This is a genomic window from Spirosoma luteum DSM 19990, from assembly GCF_000374065.1.
GTDB lineage: Bacteria > Bacteroidota > Bacteroidia > Cytophagales > Spirosomataceae > Spirosoma > Spirosoma luteum.
Genome location: NZ_KB893259.1, coordinates 81013 through 100995, shown reverse-complemented (window position 1 = coordinate 100995; position 19983 = coordinate 81013). Strand labels below are relative to the sequence as shown.

The window sequence follows — 19983 nt, the reverse complement described above, 5'->3', positions numbered from 1 at the left end:
GGGCCATGTAGCGGGCAGGTTACGCCACTGTGTGCCCGTACGCAGCAACCATAAGATGACGTCCACAACCTCTCGAAGGTCAACTTTTCGTTTGCGTTTGAGATTAAAAAAAGGCGAAATTGCGGCCCATTGAGGGTCGGTCAGTGGCTCCCACTGTTTGGTCATTACTTTGCATTTTGGTCGATACAAAGTTGACACGATTCTCAATCCTCTTCAATTCCCAAACACGTTCTAAAGCAGCATCCGGCGACACAGGAAGCAATTTGGTAAACAAGCATATGGCAAAGAAGAAACCACTACATGAGCAACTTGCAGGACTTCCTAATCTTGGCTCTTTCTTGCCGTCTTTTTCTACTGAGCCACTCAAGATAAACACCCCAGATTTAAAAAACATAAAACCAATATCTGCGTCTATCCTTGAAGCTATTGAACCAATAAAAGATGAGCTTGCTCGTGTGACAGGTGAACTGACAAAGGCAAATGAAAGGGCCGAGTTGGCGGAACAAAGAGCAAGTATTGCCGAGAAAGAAGCAACGAAAGCCAACAGGCGGAGTTATTGGCTGGCATTATTTGCTTTCATCATTCCGTTCGGCTATGCAGTATGGTCTGATTGGCAAAAGCAATCAGAAAAAACAGAAGTAGAAGTAATGAAGTCCACTTTACAATCGCTCTCCAGAGAGGTTCAGACTTTAAAGGGCGACATTGCCAAAACCAAAATAAAACCCCGCCCTGCAAAACCCCCATTACATAATACTGAAGCAACCAATTCCAAGAAGCCATAAATTCGTGATTTGTAAGTAAAACGCTCCGCGTTGTTCCGCTTGTCGGCGACAGGACTCTCGTCCCTTCTTGGAGGAGCAGCCCAACCGGGCGTGTGTGTAAATGTATCCCTACGGTCGTCATCAACACACGGGGGCGTTGGTGCAAGTCCACAAATTAGCTTTCGGGGCGGGTTGCGGGCGACAGGTCGAACGCCCCGACAGGGGGGCTTGGGTAAAAGTCAGTAGAGAGCTAAATTAGTGTCCAAGTTGTTGTAATATTGTGTTATGCGCTCTAAGACGATGAAAACACTAACTGTTAGCGATAAGGACTACGCCAAAGCTATAAGGCTGTTGATTGAAAACGGCATTCAAACTGAGCCAGAACCTGAAGTTAACATTCCACTCCTACGCAAGAGCAACGCTAAATCCGGAGAAACTCCAGCCGCTTTCGGTGGTATTTGGACTAATGATGAACGCACAATGGCCTCAATCCGGGCGAAAGCATGGCCAAAAAGAAAATAGTCCTGTGCGATTCTAACGTATTATTTGACTATTTCCGAGGAGTGCCGGTGATGGTTCAGGAATTAGATGAGCTGGGTTTTAACCGTCTCTATCTCAGTGTGATTTCGGAAGCGGAAATGTATGTGGGCATGAAGCGTAGCGAAAAACGCAAGACAGTCGAAACCATCAAAAAATTCAACGTGATTGGTTTGGATGCTGAAATCTCGCGCCAACTACTTAATCTAACCTGGGAGCATTACGCGAAACGACCGGGCATAGCTGATATGATTATTGCGGCAACAGCCCTAACGTATCCGGTTGAGTTGTTCACCTTCAACAAAAAGGATTTCGCTTTTGTGAAGGGCATCACTTTTTACCGGCCCAAGTACAAGCACCAATACGGCCCTGAATCTGCGTAAATCAGCTCACCGGCGACAGGGTGCAGGCCGCGAGGTCAGGCCGACAGCCCAACCGGCCATGTGTGTAAAGGCCCGTTTCTCGCCATCACCACATGGTGGTGTTGACTGAACCGCCAAAATGTGATTGCGGTCGACAGGCAGTGGGCCGCAGAGGTTAGTTTTTTTGCTTGCACGGTGGGTTGCTTGTAACAGGGCGAACGCCCTGATAAGGCAAGTTGTGGGTTTGCATTTCGGGCTCATCTGATAGTGCGAACTACCCCGTCATTAGGGCTCCCAAATACTATTTCGAAACTCAATCATAAATGAAATGACACAGCCAACAGTCAAACTCAATCCCCATCTTTTCTTTGGTGGTAATTGCCGGCAAGCAATGGAGTTTTATAAAAGCGTTTTTGGTGGAGACTTAGTCCTCACACCCTTCGGAGATGGCCCACCAGAGGCTCATAAAGACCCCAAAGCGAACAGTGAGGAGATGAAATTAAAGATTATGTTTGCTAAACTGAGTGGCGTTATTACACTATTGGCCAGTGACAACCCTCATAATACTGAAGCTGAAAATACAGGCCAGTTCGGGTTATCGCTTGAAGGTTCTGACCAGTCTGTATTCACTGAATACTTTAATAAGCTGGCAGAAAAGGGGCATGTAACGGCCCCGTTGATCAAGCAGTTTTGGGGGGATACGTTTGGGATGGTCACTGACTTGTATGGAGTAAACTGGATGGTTAATATTACCGCAAGTAGGGATTAACTCAGGGGCAGGAAACTATATTAACTCATAGTTTTTCGTTCCGCACAGGGTACTTTCCGTTGACAGTAAGCCCGTCCCTAAGGATATTTTACAGCCCAACTTGCTCAGTGTGTAATTGTTGGTAGTAATTTGAGTTCAGGCACGTAGCGTCATCATACATCAGCACTCAAGGAAGTTGGGTGGAACGAACAAGCCTATTAAAAGCATGGTTGCCAGCGACTGTGCGATAGGCCGCAGTCCCGTGACAGAACGGTTTTGGCTCGTTTGCCAGCTTCCCGATGACACAAGAAACGCCCCGGTTAGAGTAGTAAAAACTTAGATTGCCAGGCCTCCTGCGACCTGGAGGAACCACGACTTTTTGTGCCATCGATTCCTTTTTGTTGAGCTTTGTTGATTCGGCTCCGGTTATCCAACGTACGGAAGGTAAGTGGTCACTACGTGTTGAACAGTTGCAATGTGTACCGGGAACTGTTTGCGGGCTCATCCCGGCTCCGTTACCAACCTGGTAGAATGACTACCGTAGGTTGCATTTGCGTGGGGGTGTTATGGGTTGGCCAATCCTGGTTTCGTTCCTTAATGTAAGAATCTTTATAAAACGCATCATCAACAGGTACAATGTAACGAATGCGTGACTTCCGGCATTTACTCTTTCACAAAAGTAACCCCGCCAGTGTGGCCGACATGTAGCTGGCCAGTGTACCGCAGATGAGGGCTTTAAAGCCTAACTTGGCCAGATCTCTCCGGCGCTGGGGGGCCAGCTCGCCAATGCCGCCTACCTGAATGGCAATGGAACTGAAATTAGCAAAGCCGCAGAGTGCGAAACTTACAATGGCAATGGTTTTTTGATCCAGGGTCGGTTTGATTTTTACCAAGTCCAGGTACGCCACAAACTCATTCACCACCATTTTGGTCCCCATCAAAGACCCGGCTGCCTGTATATCTTTACCCGGTACGCCCATTGCCCAGGCGAAGACCGAGAATACTTTACCCAGCATGAAATTCAGACTCAGGTAGTCAATTTGCAGAATATAAAAGCCAAAACGAAACAGCAGGCTGTCGAGCAGGGCAATCAGAGCGATGAAGCCAATAAGCATGGCAATTACGTTGAAGCCTACTTTAAGGCCTTCGCTGGCACCGGCAGCAATGGCGTCGAGCAGGTTGGCGTGGGCTTTTTTGATCTCTACTTTTACCGTTCCTTTCGTTTCAGAAACCTGCGTTTCCGGCATAACAATCTTGCTGATAACCAGGGCTCCGGGCGCAGCCATGATACTGGCCGCCAACAGATACGGAGCCGGTACACCCAATGAGATATAAACGGCCAGGACGCCACCGGCAATGCAGGCAAACGAGCCGGTCATACTGGCCAGTAACTCCGAGTTGGTCATTCCGTTCAGGTATGGCTTAATCATAATCTGGGCTTCTACCTGACCCACAAACGTACTGGCTACGTTGGAGAGTGCTTCGGCACCACTCACGCCCATCAGCCATTTCATGGCCCTGGCCATCACCGCTACTACCCGCTGCATAATGCCCAGGTGGTAGAAGATATTAACCAGCACGGCAACAAAAATAATGGTTGGAATAACCTTGAAGAAGAAGATGAACTCGTTGCCGGGCCCAAACGCCCGCTGTAGCACATCGGTCCGAACCAGCGAGGAAAACACGAACTCGGCTCCTACATTAGCTTTCTGTAGCAGTCTGTCTACATAGTAGCCCAGTGCCTGAAACAGGTTTTGACCAACATCCGTTTTGAGCACGAACACCGCCAGTCCGAACTGTAGTCCCAGACCCACGACAACGGTGCGGTAATTGATCGCTTTGCGATTATCAGACAGGGCGTAGGCGATACCCAGAATTAAAACAATGCCAATCAGGCCCGTAAAACGATCCATTCAATAAAGACGAAAAAGTAGTGAACGGACGAAGATAGGAAGAAAAAAGGCAGAAAGGACAAGGGAGTAAGGGGGCGAAAGGAGAATCAGGGCCGTACAGAGGGATTCTTCACTGCCTCTACGTCCATTTTTTCTCCGTTTCAATCGATGGTAACTTAACAAGAGCCAGCCACCGGAGCAGGTCAATTTGGGCTACCAGACAGGTAGTTCATTACTATCTGAAACCTGGAAAAATGGGTTGCGGCTGCGGGTTGGTTGATTTTATTACGCAGCGAGCGGACGAAGTAAAACTTTATCGAATCGGTATCGGTCAGGTTAGTCATGCTTTGCCAGAGTGCAATGAATAAATCGTGGATAGAATCTTCAATAAGGGCCACATCATAGGTGACCTTCCGGCCGTAGGTAAGCAGGTCAGGCGAATACAACCGAGTAAGCTTTACTTGTTTTTACTAAATATTCGAATTGTCCTAAAAGATAATTTTATTGAGTAGGTCAAAACTGCCTGGAATAGTAGCTGGAGTATTGACTCACGAGCGATATCGGTCCGCTCCCTAAACAGGGATACGAAAATTATTAAATACATAGTTAAATATTACCCGGTTTACCGTTACTATTGTATGTTTGGATACATTCTAAAACTGCTTCATTCCTGAAAAATGGAGTTAATTTACTGTAAATCAATAATACATGAAAAATTCATTACCAGGCTTTACCCCAAATGGGTATCGACAATGGGCGTTGATTAGTCTGCTGTTACTGGCGGTTCAGTTCAGCTACGCCCAGTCAATGATTACGGGTACGGTGACCGATGCTGCCAACGGCGATGTGCTGGCAGGAACCACTATTCAGGTTAAAGGAACGAACGTAGGAGCGACCACCGATTCCCAGGGAAAATACCAAATCAATCTGCCCGCAGCGGGGAAAACGCTTATCTTTTCCTTTATTGGGTATCAGCCGCTCGAAATTACGGTGGGTAACCGAAGCGTCGTGAATGCGCAACTGACAGCTACTGACAATGCCCTGAGCGAGGTAGTCGTGGTTGGGTATGGTGTACAGAATCGGCGGGATATTACCACCGCCATTGGCTCGGTGAAAGCGAAAGATCTGGCCGGGCAACCCGTAGCCAGTTTCGATCAGGCCCTGGCGGCCAAGATTGCCGGGGTACAGGTGTCACAAACATCGGGTGCGCCGGGGGCAGCCCTGTCTGTTCGGGTACGGGGAACGGGTTCCATCAGCGCCGGGAATGATCCGCTCTATGTGATTGATGGAATTCCCCTCTCGCGCGATACCAAGTTTGCTACAGGCAGTACCAACACCCAGTTTCCGGATAACCCCATTAACGTACTGAGTACCATCAATACAGACGATATCGAAAGCATCGAGGTACTGAAAGACGCGTCGGCAGCCGCTATTTATGGCTCGCGGGGTTCCAATGGCGTGGTGTTGTTAACAACAAAGCGGGGTAAAGAAGGCAAGACGGTTGTCAATTACGACTCCTATGTGGGTGTTCAGCAGGTGTCGAAAAAGATCGATTTGCTCGATGCCTATCAGTATTCACAGCTAAGCTACGAAGCCAAGAATAACGCCTACCTCGACCGCAACCCAACGGGCAAACCAACCGATTCCAATACCATCCGGAATGCGGGTATCGGTGCCCCGAGTACGCTCATCCAACCCGAAATAGTACCGTATCTTTCCGGGCAACCCGGATTACCCAATACCGATTGGCAGGATGCCATTTTCCGCTCAGCCGCCATTCAGAACCATACCCTGTCTATTTCGGGGGGTAAAGACAATGTAAAATTCTACGTGTCGGGCAACTACATGAATCAGCGGGGCGTGGTGATCAGCTCTGGTTTCAAACGGTATAGCACGCGGGCCAACGTGGAAGTTAAAATCGGTAAACTGACGGCTGGCATCAACCTCAATCCGACGTACGCCTACCACGATCTGGTGAAGGCCGAAGGGCCGTACCTGGGCGAGGGCGTTGTGGGGCTGGCGCTGCAAAGTGCGCCCATTTTCTCGGTGTATAATGCCGATGGAACGTACAACTTCGGTAATAATGGCTGGGGCTACGGGGCTACCTCAATTTTGAATCCGGTGGCTATTGCCAACCAGGTGAGCGATAAACTGAGTCAGTTGCGGGTGCTGGGCAATGTGTACGCGCAGTACGCCATCACGAAGGATTTGTCGTATCGGCTTAGCCTGGGTACCGACGTAAATTCCTTCCAACGGGATTACTACCGGCCCTCTACGCTCGAAATTCGGGATCGTAAAGGCCCATCCACCCCCACGGGCTTCTCCCGGGCGCAGAATTTCGTAAACTGGCTCGTTGAAAATACGGTGAATTACAACCATTCATTCGGTCTGCATACGGTTTCGGGGCTGGCGGGTTTCTCGTCGCAGAAGGACCGCCGGGTGTCCAACGAGTTAACGGCGACCAATTTTCCAAACGATCTGGTCTATACGCTTAATGCCGGTCAGGTGTCATCGGGCAGTTCCGACATGCAGGAATGGTCGCTGTTGTCCTACATTGGTCGGGTGCAGTACGATTATAACGGAAAGTACCTGCTGTCGGCAGCGGTGCGGGCCGACGGTTCATCTCGCTTTGGCCGAAACAACCGCTTCGGTTATTTCCCCTCCGTATCGGCGGGCTGGAACCTGTCGCAGGAATCCTTCCTGAAATCGGTTTCGTGGCTGAGCGATTTAAAACTACGGGCCAGCTACGGCCTGACGGGGAACTTCCAGATTCCAAACTACGGGTCTATCAGTCTGCTTAACTACCAGAACTACATTCTGGGCAACGAAACCATCGTGAGCGGTCTGGCGCCGGGCAACTCGGCCAATGACAAACTGCGGTGGGAGAAAACGGCTATGTTCGATATTGGATTCGATGCGGGTTTCCTACGTAACAAACTGAATCTGACCGTCGATTACTACAATTCAAATACGTCGGACCTGCTGCTGAACGTGCCGGTGCCCCGCTCGTCGGGCTTTAGTACCGAGTTGCAAAACATTGGCAAAGTGAACAACCAGGGTATTGAACTGACGCTGGGTACACGCCAGACGTTTGGCCGGTTCCGCTGGGAAGCCAGCGCCAATATTGCCGCCAACCGCAATAAGGTGATTGCCCTCGGTCCCTCCGGCGATCCGATTATTGTAGCCGGCGGTGTGGCCGGAGCGCAGTTTATCACGCAGATTGGCCATCCGATTGGCGAGTATTACACCATGATCAACGACGGTGTATTTAAAAATCAGGCTGAAATAGATGCTTACCCGCATACCACCACCACCCGCCCCGGCGACTTTAAATTCCGGGATAATAACGGCGATGGTAAAATCGACTTCAGCAGCGACCGGGCCGTTACGGGCAGTTATTTTCCAAAATACACCTTTGGGTTTACCAATAACTTCGCCTACCGGGGTTTCGATCTGGGCTTTGCGCTTCAGGGCGTGCAGGGACACAAAATCCTGAACCTGCTGCGTCGGTATGTGTACAACCTGGAGGGCAACGGCAACCTGTTCGCTGGAGCACTGGACCGCTGGCAGTCGCCTGCTAATCCGGGCAACGGGTTAGTGAACCGCGCCAATCGGCTGGCATCCGGATCAAACGGGGAGATTTCGACCTGGCATATCGAAGATGGCTCCTACGTCCGGGTTCGGAACATCACGCTGGGCTATGCTTTGCCAACGGCACTGTTGCAGAAAATAAACGTGAGCCGCGCCCGGCTCTACGTGACCGCCCAAAACCCCTTTACGTTTACCAAATACCTCGGTTTCAACCCCGAAGTGAACAGCCGTCCCGACAGTGCTCTGTCATCGGGTGAGGATTATGGTACCTATCCTTTGCCCCGTACCACCTCGGTTGGTCTAAACTTATCTTTTTAAACAGCCATGAAGCAACTAACGATATTTTTTGCGGCCATTATTGGCCTGACCGCCTGCCAGAAGGATTTTCTGGACCTGAAACCTCAGTCGCAACCCAACGTTGATAACTTTTATAAAACGGCCAACGACTTTGGCAACGCGGTAAACGGTGCGTACGATGCCCTGCAAAGTCCCAACCAGTACGGGGGCGATTACAACACGATAATCGAAACCAGAAGTGATAATGTGCTGGACAACGACCCCTCCTCTGGTTCGGGCTTGCGTTATAACATTGACCGTTTCATCGAGCCCACCACCAATTCCGTTCTGCGGGATACGTGGGGGAGCCTCTATACGGGTATTAACCGGTGCAACCTGATTCTGGACAAGATAGACGCTGTACCGATGGACGCCACCCTGAAAGCCCGTTACAAAGGCGAAGCGCAGTTTATCCGGGCCCTGTCGTACTTCAATCTGGTACGCCTGTGGGGCAAAGTACCCCTCGTGTTAACCGCTGGTACTACCACAGAAGCCCGTTCCTATACCCGGAATGAAATCGCGGATATCTACGCGGCTATCGAAAAAGACCTGACGGCCGCGGCCGCCGGTTTGCCCGTTAGCTACACCGGCACCGACGTTGGCCGGGCCACGTCCGGAGCGGCAAAAGGGTTGCTGGGTAAAGTGTACGTGACGGAGAAAAAATACGACCTGGCCGTATCTACCCTGAAAGATGTTGTGAATGGAACAACCTACCAGTTGCTGCCCAACATTGGCGATGTATTTCTGGTAACGAATAAAAACAACGCCGAGCTGCTGTTTGCGGTGAAGTACAAAAAAGGTGGCTTGCTGGGCGAAGGACACGGCTCCTGGTTCGGTACGAGCATCGGCGACCCCGTTGAGCCATCTCTGCGGGCGGCCTATTCGGCGGGCGACAAACGCCTTCCACTAACGGTTATGATTCCGGTGCCCACCAGTATCAACTCCGTACCAAGGAAGTATTATGACGAGCTTTCGGCAACCAGCGACGTGGGTAATGATTTTCCGGTGCTTCGCTTCGCGGATGTGCTGCTCCTGTATGCCGAAGCGTTGAACGGTGTTAGCTATCAGGCAACTGGCGAAGCATTTGCCGCGTTGAACCGGGTCCGTACCCGGGCGGGTGTTACCAGTTATACGGCGGCTCAACTCCCTACGAAGGAAGCGTTTCAGGCCGCCGTTATCAATGAGCGCCGACTGGAACTGGCGCTGGAAAGCGACCGCTGGTTCGACCTGATTCGTACCGGCATGGCGGTGGAGGCTATCAAGGTAACGGGTATTACCATGCCTGCTTACCGGGTGTATTACCCCATTCCACAATCGGAAATCGACGTGTACAATAACAAGACTACCTTTCCGCAGAACGAAGGCTATTGAGCCGGTTTTCTATTCTAGAATGACAACTGGGGGCCCATCGGGTTCCCAGTTGTCGTTTATGCTGTTCCAGACACGCTCTTTATGTAGTAGAACCGGGGAAAAAGAGCTAGTTATAACCAGCTTACTCGCTTTACTCCACCTGATTTGATGCAAAGCGTCAAGCAGGAAGGCACCTGGAATACGGAACTAGATGGCCCAGGGGCTACATGAAAAGCGGGAGTCTCCGCAGTAAATCCACCCTATTTTAGGCGTTGAGTAATGGCTGGTTCCCCAACTCGGCTATTACTTCGGTTTCCGCTCCTTAAACTACCTCTTCCAATTGATTGTCACGCCCATTCTGGATTTCCCCTAATGAGTTACAGTTGACCTGACTAGTTAGCCAGTATTTTTTAAGTATATATACGCTAAACCTCAAAATAAACCGACCATCCCGCGAATGGGTATTTTTGAGATTAAATTTAATTTTTTTGAGTAAACTGGAGACAGTTAGAAAATAAAGCCAGCTATCTTTAAGATAAAATCATAAATATTTCCCTATTAATAGTACCATCTTCTCTAATCAATTTTATCATGAAACACATTTTACAAAAAGCCAACCGAGCACTACCCCTTTTGGTGTTCAGTTGGCTTCTGTGCGTTGGTGCTTTCGCCCAGGACCGCACATTGACAGGCCGTATTACCGACGGTAACGACAACTCGGGTCTGCCCGGGGCTAACGTTGTGGTAAAAGGCACCCAAACGGGTGTAGTGACGGATGCCAACGGCCAGTTTTCGCTTACTGTACCATCAGGTCGCGACGTACTCACAATCTCAGCGATTGGCTATGCCTCGCAGGACATAACTATCGGCAGTAAAACAGCCATCAATGTAGCGATGGCCCCCGACATTAAAACACTAAACGAAGTGGTCGTAACGGGCTACGGTGCGCAGGCCAAGCGCGACATTACCGGGGCCGTGGCTACGGTGGATACCAAACAGCTACTATCCGTGCCCGCTACCAACGTAGGGCAGGCACTCCAGGGCCGCGTGGCGGGGGTGCAGGTCGGCAATGAAAACGCGCCGGGTGGTGGTGTGATGGTTCGTATCCGGGGTTTTGGTACCATCAATGATAACTCTCCCCTCTACGTGATTGACGGTGTGCCGACAAAGGGGAACCTGAATACGCTGAACCTCAATGATGTGGAGAGTATGCAGATTTTGAAGGATGCCTCGGCAGCCTCCATCTACGGGTCGCGGGCGGGTAATGGCGTAGTTATTATTACCACCAAGAAGGGAAAGGCCGGAAAGCCAAAATTCACCTACGATACCTACTACGGTTCGCAGCGGCATGGGAAGCTACTGGATATGCTCAACACCCAGGAGTACGCCCAGCTAGTCTGGGAATCCCGGATAAACTCCGGCGTGGTAGGGGCTAATGGTAATCCGGTGCACTCACAGTTTGGCAACGGACCAACGCCGGTCATCCCCGACTTTGTGCTGCCCAGTGGTGCCTCGGCCAGCGATCCGCGCGTAGCCCGGAATCCCGACGGTACTTATGTCAACTACAACAATGACATCAGCTCACCCAATTTCCTGCTCATTACCCCCGCCAATAAGCAGGGAACGAACTGGCTGGAAGAAATTTTCCAGACGGCACCCATCCAGAATCATCAGTTGGGCGTATCGGGTGGCTCAGAAAATGGCCGCTATGCCATGTCGCTGAACTACTTCAATCAGGAAGGTATCATGAAGTATACCGGCTACAAACGCTACTCCCTGCGGGCTAATACGGAGTTCAACGTGACCAAGCGAATCCGGGCCGGGCAGAATTTTCAGGTAGCCTACGGCGAACGCATTGGGCAGCCCAATGGCAACAACGCCGAGAGTAACCCCATCTCGTTTGCCTACCGGATTCAGCCTATCATTCCGGTGTACGATGTAGCGGGTAACTTTGCCGGTACACGCGGGGGCGACCTCGATAATGCCAACAGTCCGGTAGCCCTGCTGTACCGGGGTAAAGACAACGTGCAGAAAGAAGTTCGGCTGTTTGGTAATGCCTATGCCGAAGTTGACATCCTGCCCAACCTGACTGCCCGCACCAGTTTCGGTATCGACTATAACCTGTTCAACTTCCGGAACTACACCATTCGGGATATTGAATCGGCCGAAGCACGGGGCTCCAACCAACTCCAGACCAGTAACAATTACGAATGGACCTGGACCTGGTACAACACCCTGACTTACAACTGGAATCTGGGCGACCGGCACCGGTTCAACGTCATTGCCGGTACGGAATCTATCAAAAATTACTTCGAGTTTTTCGATGCCAGCCGGACCAACTTCGCCGTGGATGATAATGAAAATCGCTACCTCAGCGCCGGTACGGGGGTTCAGACCAACAACGGTGGTGCCTCTAACTGGCGGCTGGCTTCGGAGTTTGCCAAAATCAACTACGCGCTGGATGACAAGTACCTGCTCGATTTGACCGTACGCCGGGATCGTTCCTCCCGCTTTTCGCCCGAATTTCGGTCGGCCGTGTTTCCGGCAGCCAGTGTAGGCTGGCGGGTGTCGAAAGAAAATTTCTTCAAACCGCTTACCTTTATTGACGACCTGAAGTTCCGGGCCGGTTACGGCCTGACGGGTAATCAGGAAATTGGTAATTACAACTCGTTTACGCAGTTCAGTACCAACCCCATCACGTCATTTTACGACATTAACGGTACCCGCACATCGGCCATTCCGGGCTACGAGCTGACCCAGTTTGGCAACGCCCGGGCCAAGTGGGAAACCACGACCAGCCTGAACCTCGGCTTCGACGCGCTACTGCTCAAAAACCGCCTGAACATTGCCTTCGACTGGTACACCCGTACCACGTCGGACATGCTCTTTCCGGTGCAGGCACCGCTCACGCAGGGGGTAGCCGTAAACCCGTTCCAGAACATCGGTTCGATGCGTAACCGCGGTGTCGACCTGATGATTGGCTACGGCGACAAACTGGGAAACAATGGTCTGAGCTATAATGTAAGTGCCAATTTCAGTACGTACCGGAACCTGGTAACCAAAACCAACGGCGACCCCAGCACGCAGTATTTCGGCATCAACGACGAGCGGATTCAGAACTTTGTGGTGACGCAGCAGGGCTACCCCATCTCGTCGTTCTTCGGGTATACCATAGACGGTATTTTCCAGACGAACGAAGAAGCCAAGGCAGCTCCGGTGCAGTTTGGTAATGCCGCATCGGAAAACGTGGCGGGCCGGTTCAAGTTCCGGGATATCAACGGGGATGGAAAAATTGATACGAAAGATTTGAGCATCATTGGTAGCCCGCACCCCACGTTCAACTACGGTCTGAACCTTAGTTTGAATTACAAAAACTTTGGGCTGACGTTGTTTGGGCAGGGCGTACAGGGAAACCAGATTTTCAACTACGTAAAATACTGGACCGACTTCCCAACATTTGGGGGCAATCGCAGCACCCGGATGCTATATCAGTCGTGGCGTCCCGGCAAGACGGATGCTGTTTTGCCGCAGCTTCGGTCCAGCGACCAGGTCAGCATTCAGCCTTCCACGTATTATCTGGAGAGCGGTTCGTATTTCCGCATGAAAAATATCCAGCTCACCTACCAACTGCCGCAGGTATTGCTCTCGAAACTAAAGATGGGTGCCACATCGGTTTACATCCAGGGCCAGAATATGTTTACCCTTACAAAATACTCCGGTATGGACCCCGAAATCAACCTGCGTGCTTATTCGGCGGGTAACGACCGCCAGATTGGGGTCGATGGGGGATCGTATCCAGTGGCAAAAACGATACTTGTAGGCCTGAATCTGTCATTCTAAATTAGGCGCTATGCGTTCCGTTCTTCAACAGAGATGAATGCATATAGCCTAGCTTATTTTACTAAAAATCATGAAAAAAATAACCTTATTCGGTACCATTCTGTGTATGGCGGTAGCATCCTCCTGCGCCGATAAATTTCTGGATGTGCAGCCCAAAGCAGCACTGGCCGTAACGACGTTGCAAAACAAAACGGGTGTTAATGCTTTACTGATTGGTGCCTATTCTCTGCTGGACGGCTGGGCTACGGCCGAAGGAGCGTACCGCTCCTATAACGTTGGTGCTGACAACTGGGTGTATGGCAGCGTTGCCTCCGACGACGCCTACAAGGGCACTATTGCGGGTGACCAACCGCCTATCTCGCTCATTGAGCAGGGCAACATTCAGTCAGACAATATTTATTTCCGGGGTAAGTGGCGGGGCATGTATGATGGCATTGCCCGTACTAATGACGTGTTGCAGGCGATGGCCGCTGCCAAAGACATGACCGATGCTGAAAAAGCACAGGTTACGGCCGAAGCCCGTTTCCTGCGTGGCCACTACCATTTTGAACTCAAAAAGATGTTCAACATGGTGCCGTACATTGACGAGAAGATTTACAATCCCAATGACCTCGAAAGCACCAAGATGCCGAACAACGTCGACATATGGCCCAACGTTGTGGCTGACCTGAAAGCGGCATACGACGTGCTTCCCGCTAAACAAACGCAGGTGGGCCGGCCAACGAAATGGGCCGCTGCGGCCGAACTGGGTAAAGCTTACCTGTTTCAGAAAAAATACGCTGAAGCCAAACCCCTGCTCGAAGCCATTGTTGCCAGTGGTCAGTATAAGCTGATGGATCGCTACCACGACAACTTCAAGGCCGCAACCAACAACAATGCGGAGTCTATTTTTGAAGTGCAATATTCGGTCAATGATGGAGCATCGGGGGGCGAAAATGGCAACATTGGCTCTACCCTCAATTACCCCTACGGCGGTGGTGGGGTTACTACCTGCTGTGGTTTCTTCCAGCCGTCGCAGAACCTGGTAAACGCCTTTAAAACCGATGCCACTGGACTTCCCCTGATTGACACCTACAATGCCACGGACTTTACCAATGACCAGGGCATTGAATCAACGGCTCCATTTACACCCTACACTGGCACGGTTGACCCTCGCCTGGACTGGACCGTTGGTCGCCGGGGTATTCAGTTCCTGGACTGGGGCGTCCATCCAGGTAAAGCCTACGTGCGTGATCAGGCATACAGCGGCCCCTACTCGCCTAAGAAGCACGTCATGTATAAATCCGATGTGGGCACGAACACCTTCGCAGGTAACCCACGTTTGAACGCCAATAACTACCGGATGATCCGTTATGACCATGTGTTGCTGTGGCTGGCTGAAATTGAAGTCGAAATTGGCGACCTGAACAAAGCACGTACTTACGTCAACCAGATTCGCCGTCGGGCCGCTAATCCGGATGGGTTTGTCAAAACGGCCGCGGGCGCACCAGCCGCCAACTACGTAATCAACGAATATACCACTCCCTGGACCGACCAGGCTGCTGCCCGAAAAATGGTACAGTTTGAAGAGCGCCTGGAGTTTGGCATGGAAGGTCACCGCCGGTTTGACCTCGTGCGCTGGAACATTGCCGATCAGACCCTGAATAATTACTACGCAACGGAATCTAAAAAGCGCTTATACTTGGCTGGTGTTCAATTTATTAAGGGCCGCCACGAGTATTTCCCCATTCCGTTGCAGGAGATTTTCAATAGTAAAAAAGACGGAAAAGAAACGCTGACCCAGAATCCGGGGTATAATTAACTGTTTGACGTTTGACGTTGCGCAGTCAGAGTTCATTGGGCCAGCCTTGAAACTTCATCTTTCAACCTCCAAACGGAAACCAGTCAGGTTCCCGTTTGGAGGTTGAATTATTTTTAGGTAGGTTTTACGTCACATAGCTTCAGGTAGAAGTTTGAGATTGATCAATCTCGGTTACCGGTTTCCTCACAACGAAAGCTGAAAGTAGACTAATTTGTGTTCTACCTTCTCTATCCGCGAAGAATAATTGCCCCAATTTGTACGGAACGCAGTATTCAGCGAACTACCTTCGGTTAATGGGTAGGTAGTGCCTGCTTTGTCGACCAGCAGCCACCAGGCCGTTATCAAGCCATCAGTCAATGAGAAGATTTATTGTTACCGTTATTATTACGCTGGCTGTGGTCTGGCAGGCAGTAGCCCAACTGACTCATTTGCCTAATAGCAGAGGCACTTATACGAACCCCGTCATTGCGGGCGACTTCGCTGATCCTTCCGTCATTCGGGTCAACGATACGTACTTTGCCGTTGGTACATCGTCGGAGTGGGGACCAGCCTATCCCATTTATACCTCGAACGACCTGGTGAACTGGGCGTACGTTGGTCCCGTGTTCAATGAACTGCCCTCCTGGACAATGGGCAGCTACTGGGCACCGGAGCTCTTCTACCGGAATGGTACATATTACCTGTATTACACCGCCCGGCGCAAAACTGACCAGCGTTCATTTATCGGCGTGGCTACCACGCGCGACCTGACGAAAGGGTTTACCGACCATGGCTTATTACTCGAGTGGACAACCGAAGCCATTGATACCTTTGTCATTGACGACGCCGGTAAACGATTCATCACCTGGAAAGCGTACGGGTTGGATAAGGGCAGACCCATCGAAATTCTGGGGGCTGAACTGTCGGCCGACGGGCTCAGGGTGACGGGGAAATCGTTTACAATTATCAAGGCGGATGCCGCCGGTTGGGAACAGGGTGGAGCCGAGGGACAGGCGATTTTCAAACGGGGCCGCTACTACTACATGCTCTATTCGGGCAATGCCTGTTGCGGAGCGCAGTGCAACTACCAGGTGGGTATGGCGCGGGCCAAAACACTACAGGGTCCCTGGGAGAAGTACGCCAATAATCCCGTAATGGTCGGCGACGAAGCCTGGAAATGTCCTGGTCACGGAACCGTGGTGGTAACGCCCGATCAGCGTTACTTCTATTTACACCACGCCTACAACGGTGTCGATTTTACCTTCACCGGTCGGCAGGGTGTGCTGAGTGAACTGATCTAGGATGAAAAAACGCAGTGGCCCGCTTTCCGGTATGGCCGCTCAACGCCTACTCAGGCAGAGTCACCGCTTCCGGCTACGCAAACGCGACAATTAGATTTAGCCGTTGATTTTAGTCGGTTTTAGGACCAGATTCCCTGGGTCTGGGACGTAAGCCTTCCGAAGCCAGCGTACCGGATTGATCAGGGTCAACTGCAAGTGGTCAATAATGACACCAGTCAGGTGGGTACTTTCCTGGGCCTGGTCGTTAAAAAAGGGTCGTATACCCTGTCGGCCGACATCGTTCCCCAGGCCAGTCTGCTACAAAGTTTGTGTGTATACGGTGACGCCCAAAACCAGGTAGGTATTGGAATTCGGCCGGGAGAAATCGAACTCTGGCAGATCAAAGCGGGAACGCGTCAGGTGCTGAAGACACAACTCCTCCCGGTAGGTACCCCTTCCGTTACACTACAGGTACGGAGTCAGAAAGGTCAGTTTTACGAGTTTGGCTGGCGCACCGAAACAGGTGATTACCAACCGATAGCCGATGAACCACTGAATGGTTCTTTTCTGCCACGCTGGGACCGGGCACCCCGTTTTGGAATTGGCCTCAATGGTAAGGGGCAGGGGCGTAGTCGGGTTCGTGCGCTGACGATTCACTACGACGAGTCCTGACTTGTTTGCCAGTCCCTATTAGAATCAACGTGTGTTGACGGGTTTGCCTGGATTTGCAGAGTATTTTCTGTCCAAATGCCAAACGGGAACCAGTAAGGTTCCCGTTTGGCATTTGGACTATTTTCTGCTACGTTTTGTGACTAAACCTAGATTGTGAAATTATTCTCAAACACGTGCCGATTGGTCAACGCAAACCAATATGAACTTTGTACAATACCAACTGATTTCAGCTTAATGATTTGAGAGTAAATTCCTGATTAGTTGCGTTGTTTGAGAATGGGTTAAAATGGTTTCGTGGGTTGACCCTGGCAGCGCTACAAACTGGTCTTTAGAGCCTAAATATGATTTAAGCGTATAAGCCGTACTATTCGGGTTATCTGTACTGACAACGATAACAGGGCTTGGCGCTTCTTGTACATCCTCTTCGGTAGGAAAAACAAATCCGTTTACAGAGGGGAACGGATAATAGAGTATATCTGTAAGTCGGTCGCTAAAGTCTCCACCGGCTGAGGCTGGATCAATAAGCAGAGTAAATTTAGGGCGGTTAGTAGACGCTAAATGAGCCGCTACCCGGCCCCCTAATGAGTAGCCACAAAGGACAATTTCGGCTTCTGGATACCGATGCTTTAATGAATCGTAAACTGTTTGGGCATCACTATAGAAGTTGGCTAAACTGATGGGTCCTTTACTTTTTCCATGTTGCCGATAATCGGTCATTAACACGTCATAACCGAATTGAAGAAAAGTAGGGGCCATCGTCCCCCAATTGGCTAACGTGCCTCCATTGCCCTTCCAAAAACAAACTACCCCTTTAGCTTTTGGTACCTTGAAAAGTAAGGCGTTCAATAGGCCCGTTTGTGGTGTTTTAAAATGTAATTCTTCTGATTTCTGAGCAAAACTGTACTTGAAATTATTCGGCAGGATAGCGGACCGGTACCGATTGGTTTGCTGGTCTTTCACCGCATACAGAAACAGGTAGGCACCTACGTAGCACGATAAAGTTATGGACAGTCCAATCCTGAGTCGCTCAGTCCATTTTCTTTTGGCCGACATTCGATAACGAGTTGAATCAGACCAAAACTAATGGGTTGATGCACAGGTAGTCAATTAATAAAAGTTAAATTTTCTAGTGTAGAAGTGGCTTTATGATAACTATCCTCGTTTACGCTTCCTCAGAAACCACCAAAGGGTTATGGCAAGAATGATTATCACCAGGATTGGCATAATAAGACTGCCTTTATACAGCGTTCCATAATAGTCACCTGGAGCCGGTTCAGTTTGTCTGGTCAGGCTGTTTGAAATCGCGGGGTGTTGCATAAAGTTAGCGTTACGGAAGCATCCCCATAAAATTACGACAAAAACTTACTGGATAACGCCGTAGTTATCTCCTGTCAGTTCCCACCAGAAAAGTCAGCTAACGGCGTGATGCACAGCCCGGAGTAAGTAAACCCGGCCGGTTACCCACTTTTTCTCTTTTACCAACGACTACAACTATGCAAGACGCATCTGCTTCTGCCAATCGCCGAACGTTTCTGAAACAGGCTGCCGGACTGTCGGCGTTTTATATCGTGCCCCGTCACGTGCTGGGGCGCGGTTTCACGGCCCCCTCCGATCAGGTTGCCGTTGGTTTTATTGGGTTGGGGAAGCAGGCCACGGGTTTGCGCGGGCGGTTTCTACAAAATGAAGCCCGCGTTGTGGCCGCTTGCGATGTGTACCAGCCCAAAGTAGCCGCCTTTGCCGAAGCGGTCAATAAACACTACGCCGATAAAGGGAGTGTGGGCACGTACGCCGGTTGTGAACGCTACGACGACTACCGAACCTTACTCAACAACAAAGGCATCGATGCCGTAGTCATTGCCACCCCCGACCATTGGCATAGCCCGATTGCTATTGCGGCCGCCAAAGCCGGGAAGGATATTTACTGCGAAAAACCCTTATCGCTTACCGTGCAGGAAGGCCGGGATATGGTTAATGCTACCCGGCAGTACAAACGAGTTTTCCAGACGGGCAATATGCAACGTTCATCGAAGGAATTCCGGCAGGCTGTGGAACTGGTTCGTAATGGGTACATTGGTCAGATAAAAACCATTAACGTCAACGTGGGCGGGCCACCCCGGGCATTCGATTTAGTGGCCGAACCGGTTCCGGCAGGACTGAACTGGGATGCCTGGCTTGGACCCAACACCATCGAACGCCCGTACAATAACGTACTCGACCCGGATTTGACAGCCAAGTTCTGGGGCCAGTGGCGCGACATCCGCGACTTTGGCGGGGGCGGCATGACCGACTGGGGCGCCCATATGTTCGATATTGCCCAATGGGGACTGGACATGGATAACTCCGGCCCAACGTCCCTGACGCCGGGGGCCGACGGAAAAGGCCTGGTGTACCGCTACGCTAACGGGGTTGAAATGCATCACACACCCGTAGAGGGCAAGCAGTTCTGTCAGTTTATTGGTACCGAAGGCGAAGTGAAAGTGGCGCGGGGCGAATTGATCACCACACCGGCTACGCTGAAAGACAAAGTGATTGGTGCCAATGAAAAACATGTTTATTTCAGCGAAAATCACTACAAGGATTTCCTGGATGCTATAAAGAGCCGCAAGCCGCCCATCTGCGATGTAGAGGTAGGTCACCGCACGGCTTCGGTCTGTACTATTGGCAACATCGCCTATCTGCTGGGTCGCCCGCTCCGCTGGAATCCGAAAACCGAACTATTTGAGGGCGATGCCGAAGCCAATAAGTTACTGAGTCGCCCGATGCGAACGAAGTGGACAGCCTAGAAAATTCGTATCTTTGCGGGCTTTTACTCCGCATAGGCGGGTGATCGCTGA

Annotated in this window: 15 protein-coding genes; 11 read left to right on the top strand and 4 right to left on the bottom strand. The window is 50.8% G+C overall.

The features are described from left to right. On the bottom strand, positions 1–165 hold a 165-nt coding region (locus B156_RS30855; protein WP_018620583.1), incomplete at its 3' end, for a transposase. 113 nt (positions 166–278) lie between these two features. Between B156_RS30855 and B156_RS0115085 the strand changes: the two genes are divergently transcribed. From B156_RS0115085 to B156_RS0115070, 4 genes are all read left to right on the top strand, one after another. After that, positions 279–782: a hypothetical protein gene (locus B156_RS0115085; RefSeq protein ID WP_018620582.1), complete on the top strand. Its 504-nt coding sequence runs from the start codon at positions 279–281 to the stop codon at positions 780–782. A gap of 279 nt (positions 783–1061) precedes the next feature. Next, positions 1062–1283 (top strand): hypothetical protein, encoded by a 222-nt coding sequence (locus tag B156_RS0115080; protein WP_157627051.1) that lies wholly within the window; start codon positions 1062–1064, stop codon positions 1281–1283. Then, positions 1265–1681, top strand: a complete 417-nt coding sequence (locus B156_RS0115075) for a type II toxin-antitoxin system VapC family toxin (protein WP_018620580.1) — start codon at positions 1265–1267, stop codon at positions 1679–1681. The genes B156_RS0115080 and B156_RS0115075 overlap by 19 nt, the downstream gene beginning before the upstream one ends. 307 nt (positions 1682–1988) lie before the next feature. Further along, the gene (locus B156_RS0115070; RefSeq protein WP_018620579.1) at positions 1989–2429 is read left to right on the top strand and encodes a VOC family protein; all 441 of its coding nucleotides are present in this window, start codon (positions 1989–1991) and stop codon (positions 2427–2429) included. A gap of 650 nt (positions 2430–3079) precedes the next feature. On the opposite strand, the gene B156_RS0115065 is transcribed toward B156_RS0115070, so the two are convergent. Further along, positions 3080–4321, bottom strand: a complete 1242-nt coding sequence (locus tag B156_RS0115065) for a NupC/NupG family nucleoside CNT transporter (protein ID WP_018620578.1) — start codon at positions 4319–4321, stop codon at positions 3080–3082. 182 nt (positions 4322–4503) lie between these two features. Continuing rightward, on the bottom strand, positions 4504–4746 hold the full coding sequence (locus B156_RS0115060; protein WP_018620577.1) for an RNA polymerase sigma factor: 243 nt from the start codon (positions 4744–4746) through the stop codon (positions 4504–4506). A 262-nt stretch (positions 4747–5008) separates the two neighbouring features. Between B156_RS0115060 and B156_RS0115055 the strand changes: the two genes are divergently transcribed. From B156_RS0115055 to B156_RS32195, 6 genes are all read left to right on the top strand, one after another. Next, positions 5009–8209, top strand: a complete 3201-nt coding sequence (locus B156_RS0115055; RefSeq protein WP_018620576.1) for a SusC/RagA family TonB-linked outer membrane protein — start codon at positions 5009–5011, stop codon at positions 8207–8209. 6 nt (positions 8210–8215) lie between these two features. Further along, complete coding sequence (locus B156_RS0115050; protein WP_018620575.1) at positions 8216–9598, top strand: RagB/SusD family nutrient uptake outer membrane protein; 1383 nt, start codon at positions 8216–8218, stop codon at positions 9596–9598. A 570-nt stretch (positions 9599–10168) separates the two neighbouring features. Then, positions 10169–13417, top strand: a complete 3249-nt coding sequence (locus B156_RS0115045) for a SusC/RagA family TonB-linked outer membrane protein (protein WP_018620574.1) — start codon at positions 10169–10171, stop codon at positions 13415–13417. A 70-nt stretch (positions 13418–13487) separates the two neighbouring features. Next, positions 13488–15218, top strand: a complete 1731-nt coding sequence (locus B156_RS0115040) for a RagB/SusD family nutrient uptake outer membrane protein (protein ID WP_018620573.1) — start codon at positions 13488–13490, stop codon at positions 15216–15218. Positions 15219–15574: 356 nt separating this feature from the next. Beyond that, the gene (locus B156_RS32200; RefSeq protein WP_018620571.1) at positions 15575–16498 is read left to right on the top strand and encodes a glycoside hydrolase family 43 protein; all 924 of its coding nucleotides are present in this window, start codon (positions 15575–15577) and stop codon (positions 16496–16498) included. 195 nt (positions 16499–16693) lie between these two features. After that, positions 16694–17149, top strand: a complete 456-nt coding sequence (locus B156_RS32195; RefSeq protein ID WP_018620570.1) for a hypothetical protein — start codon at positions 16694–16696, stop codon at positions 17147–17149. 231 nt (positions 17150–17380) lie between these two features. Here the strand turns inward: B156_RS32195 and B156_RS0115025 are convergent, their stop codons facing one another. Next, on the bottom strand, positions 17381–18202 hold the full coding sequence (locus tag B156_RS0115025; protein ID WP_018620569.1) for an alpha/beta hydrolase: 822 nt from the start codon (positions 18200–18202) through the stop codon (positions 17381–17383). Between the two features lie 440 nt (positions 18203–18642). Here B156_RS0115025 and B156_RS0115020 point away from each other — a divergent pair, with 440 nt between their 5' ends. Next, entirely contained in the window at positions 18643–19932 is a 1290-nt protein-coding gene (locus tag B156_RS0115020) for a Gfo/Idh/MocA family protein (protein WP_018620568.1), read from the top strand. The last annotated feature ends 51 nt before the right edge of the window (positions 19933–19983 follow it).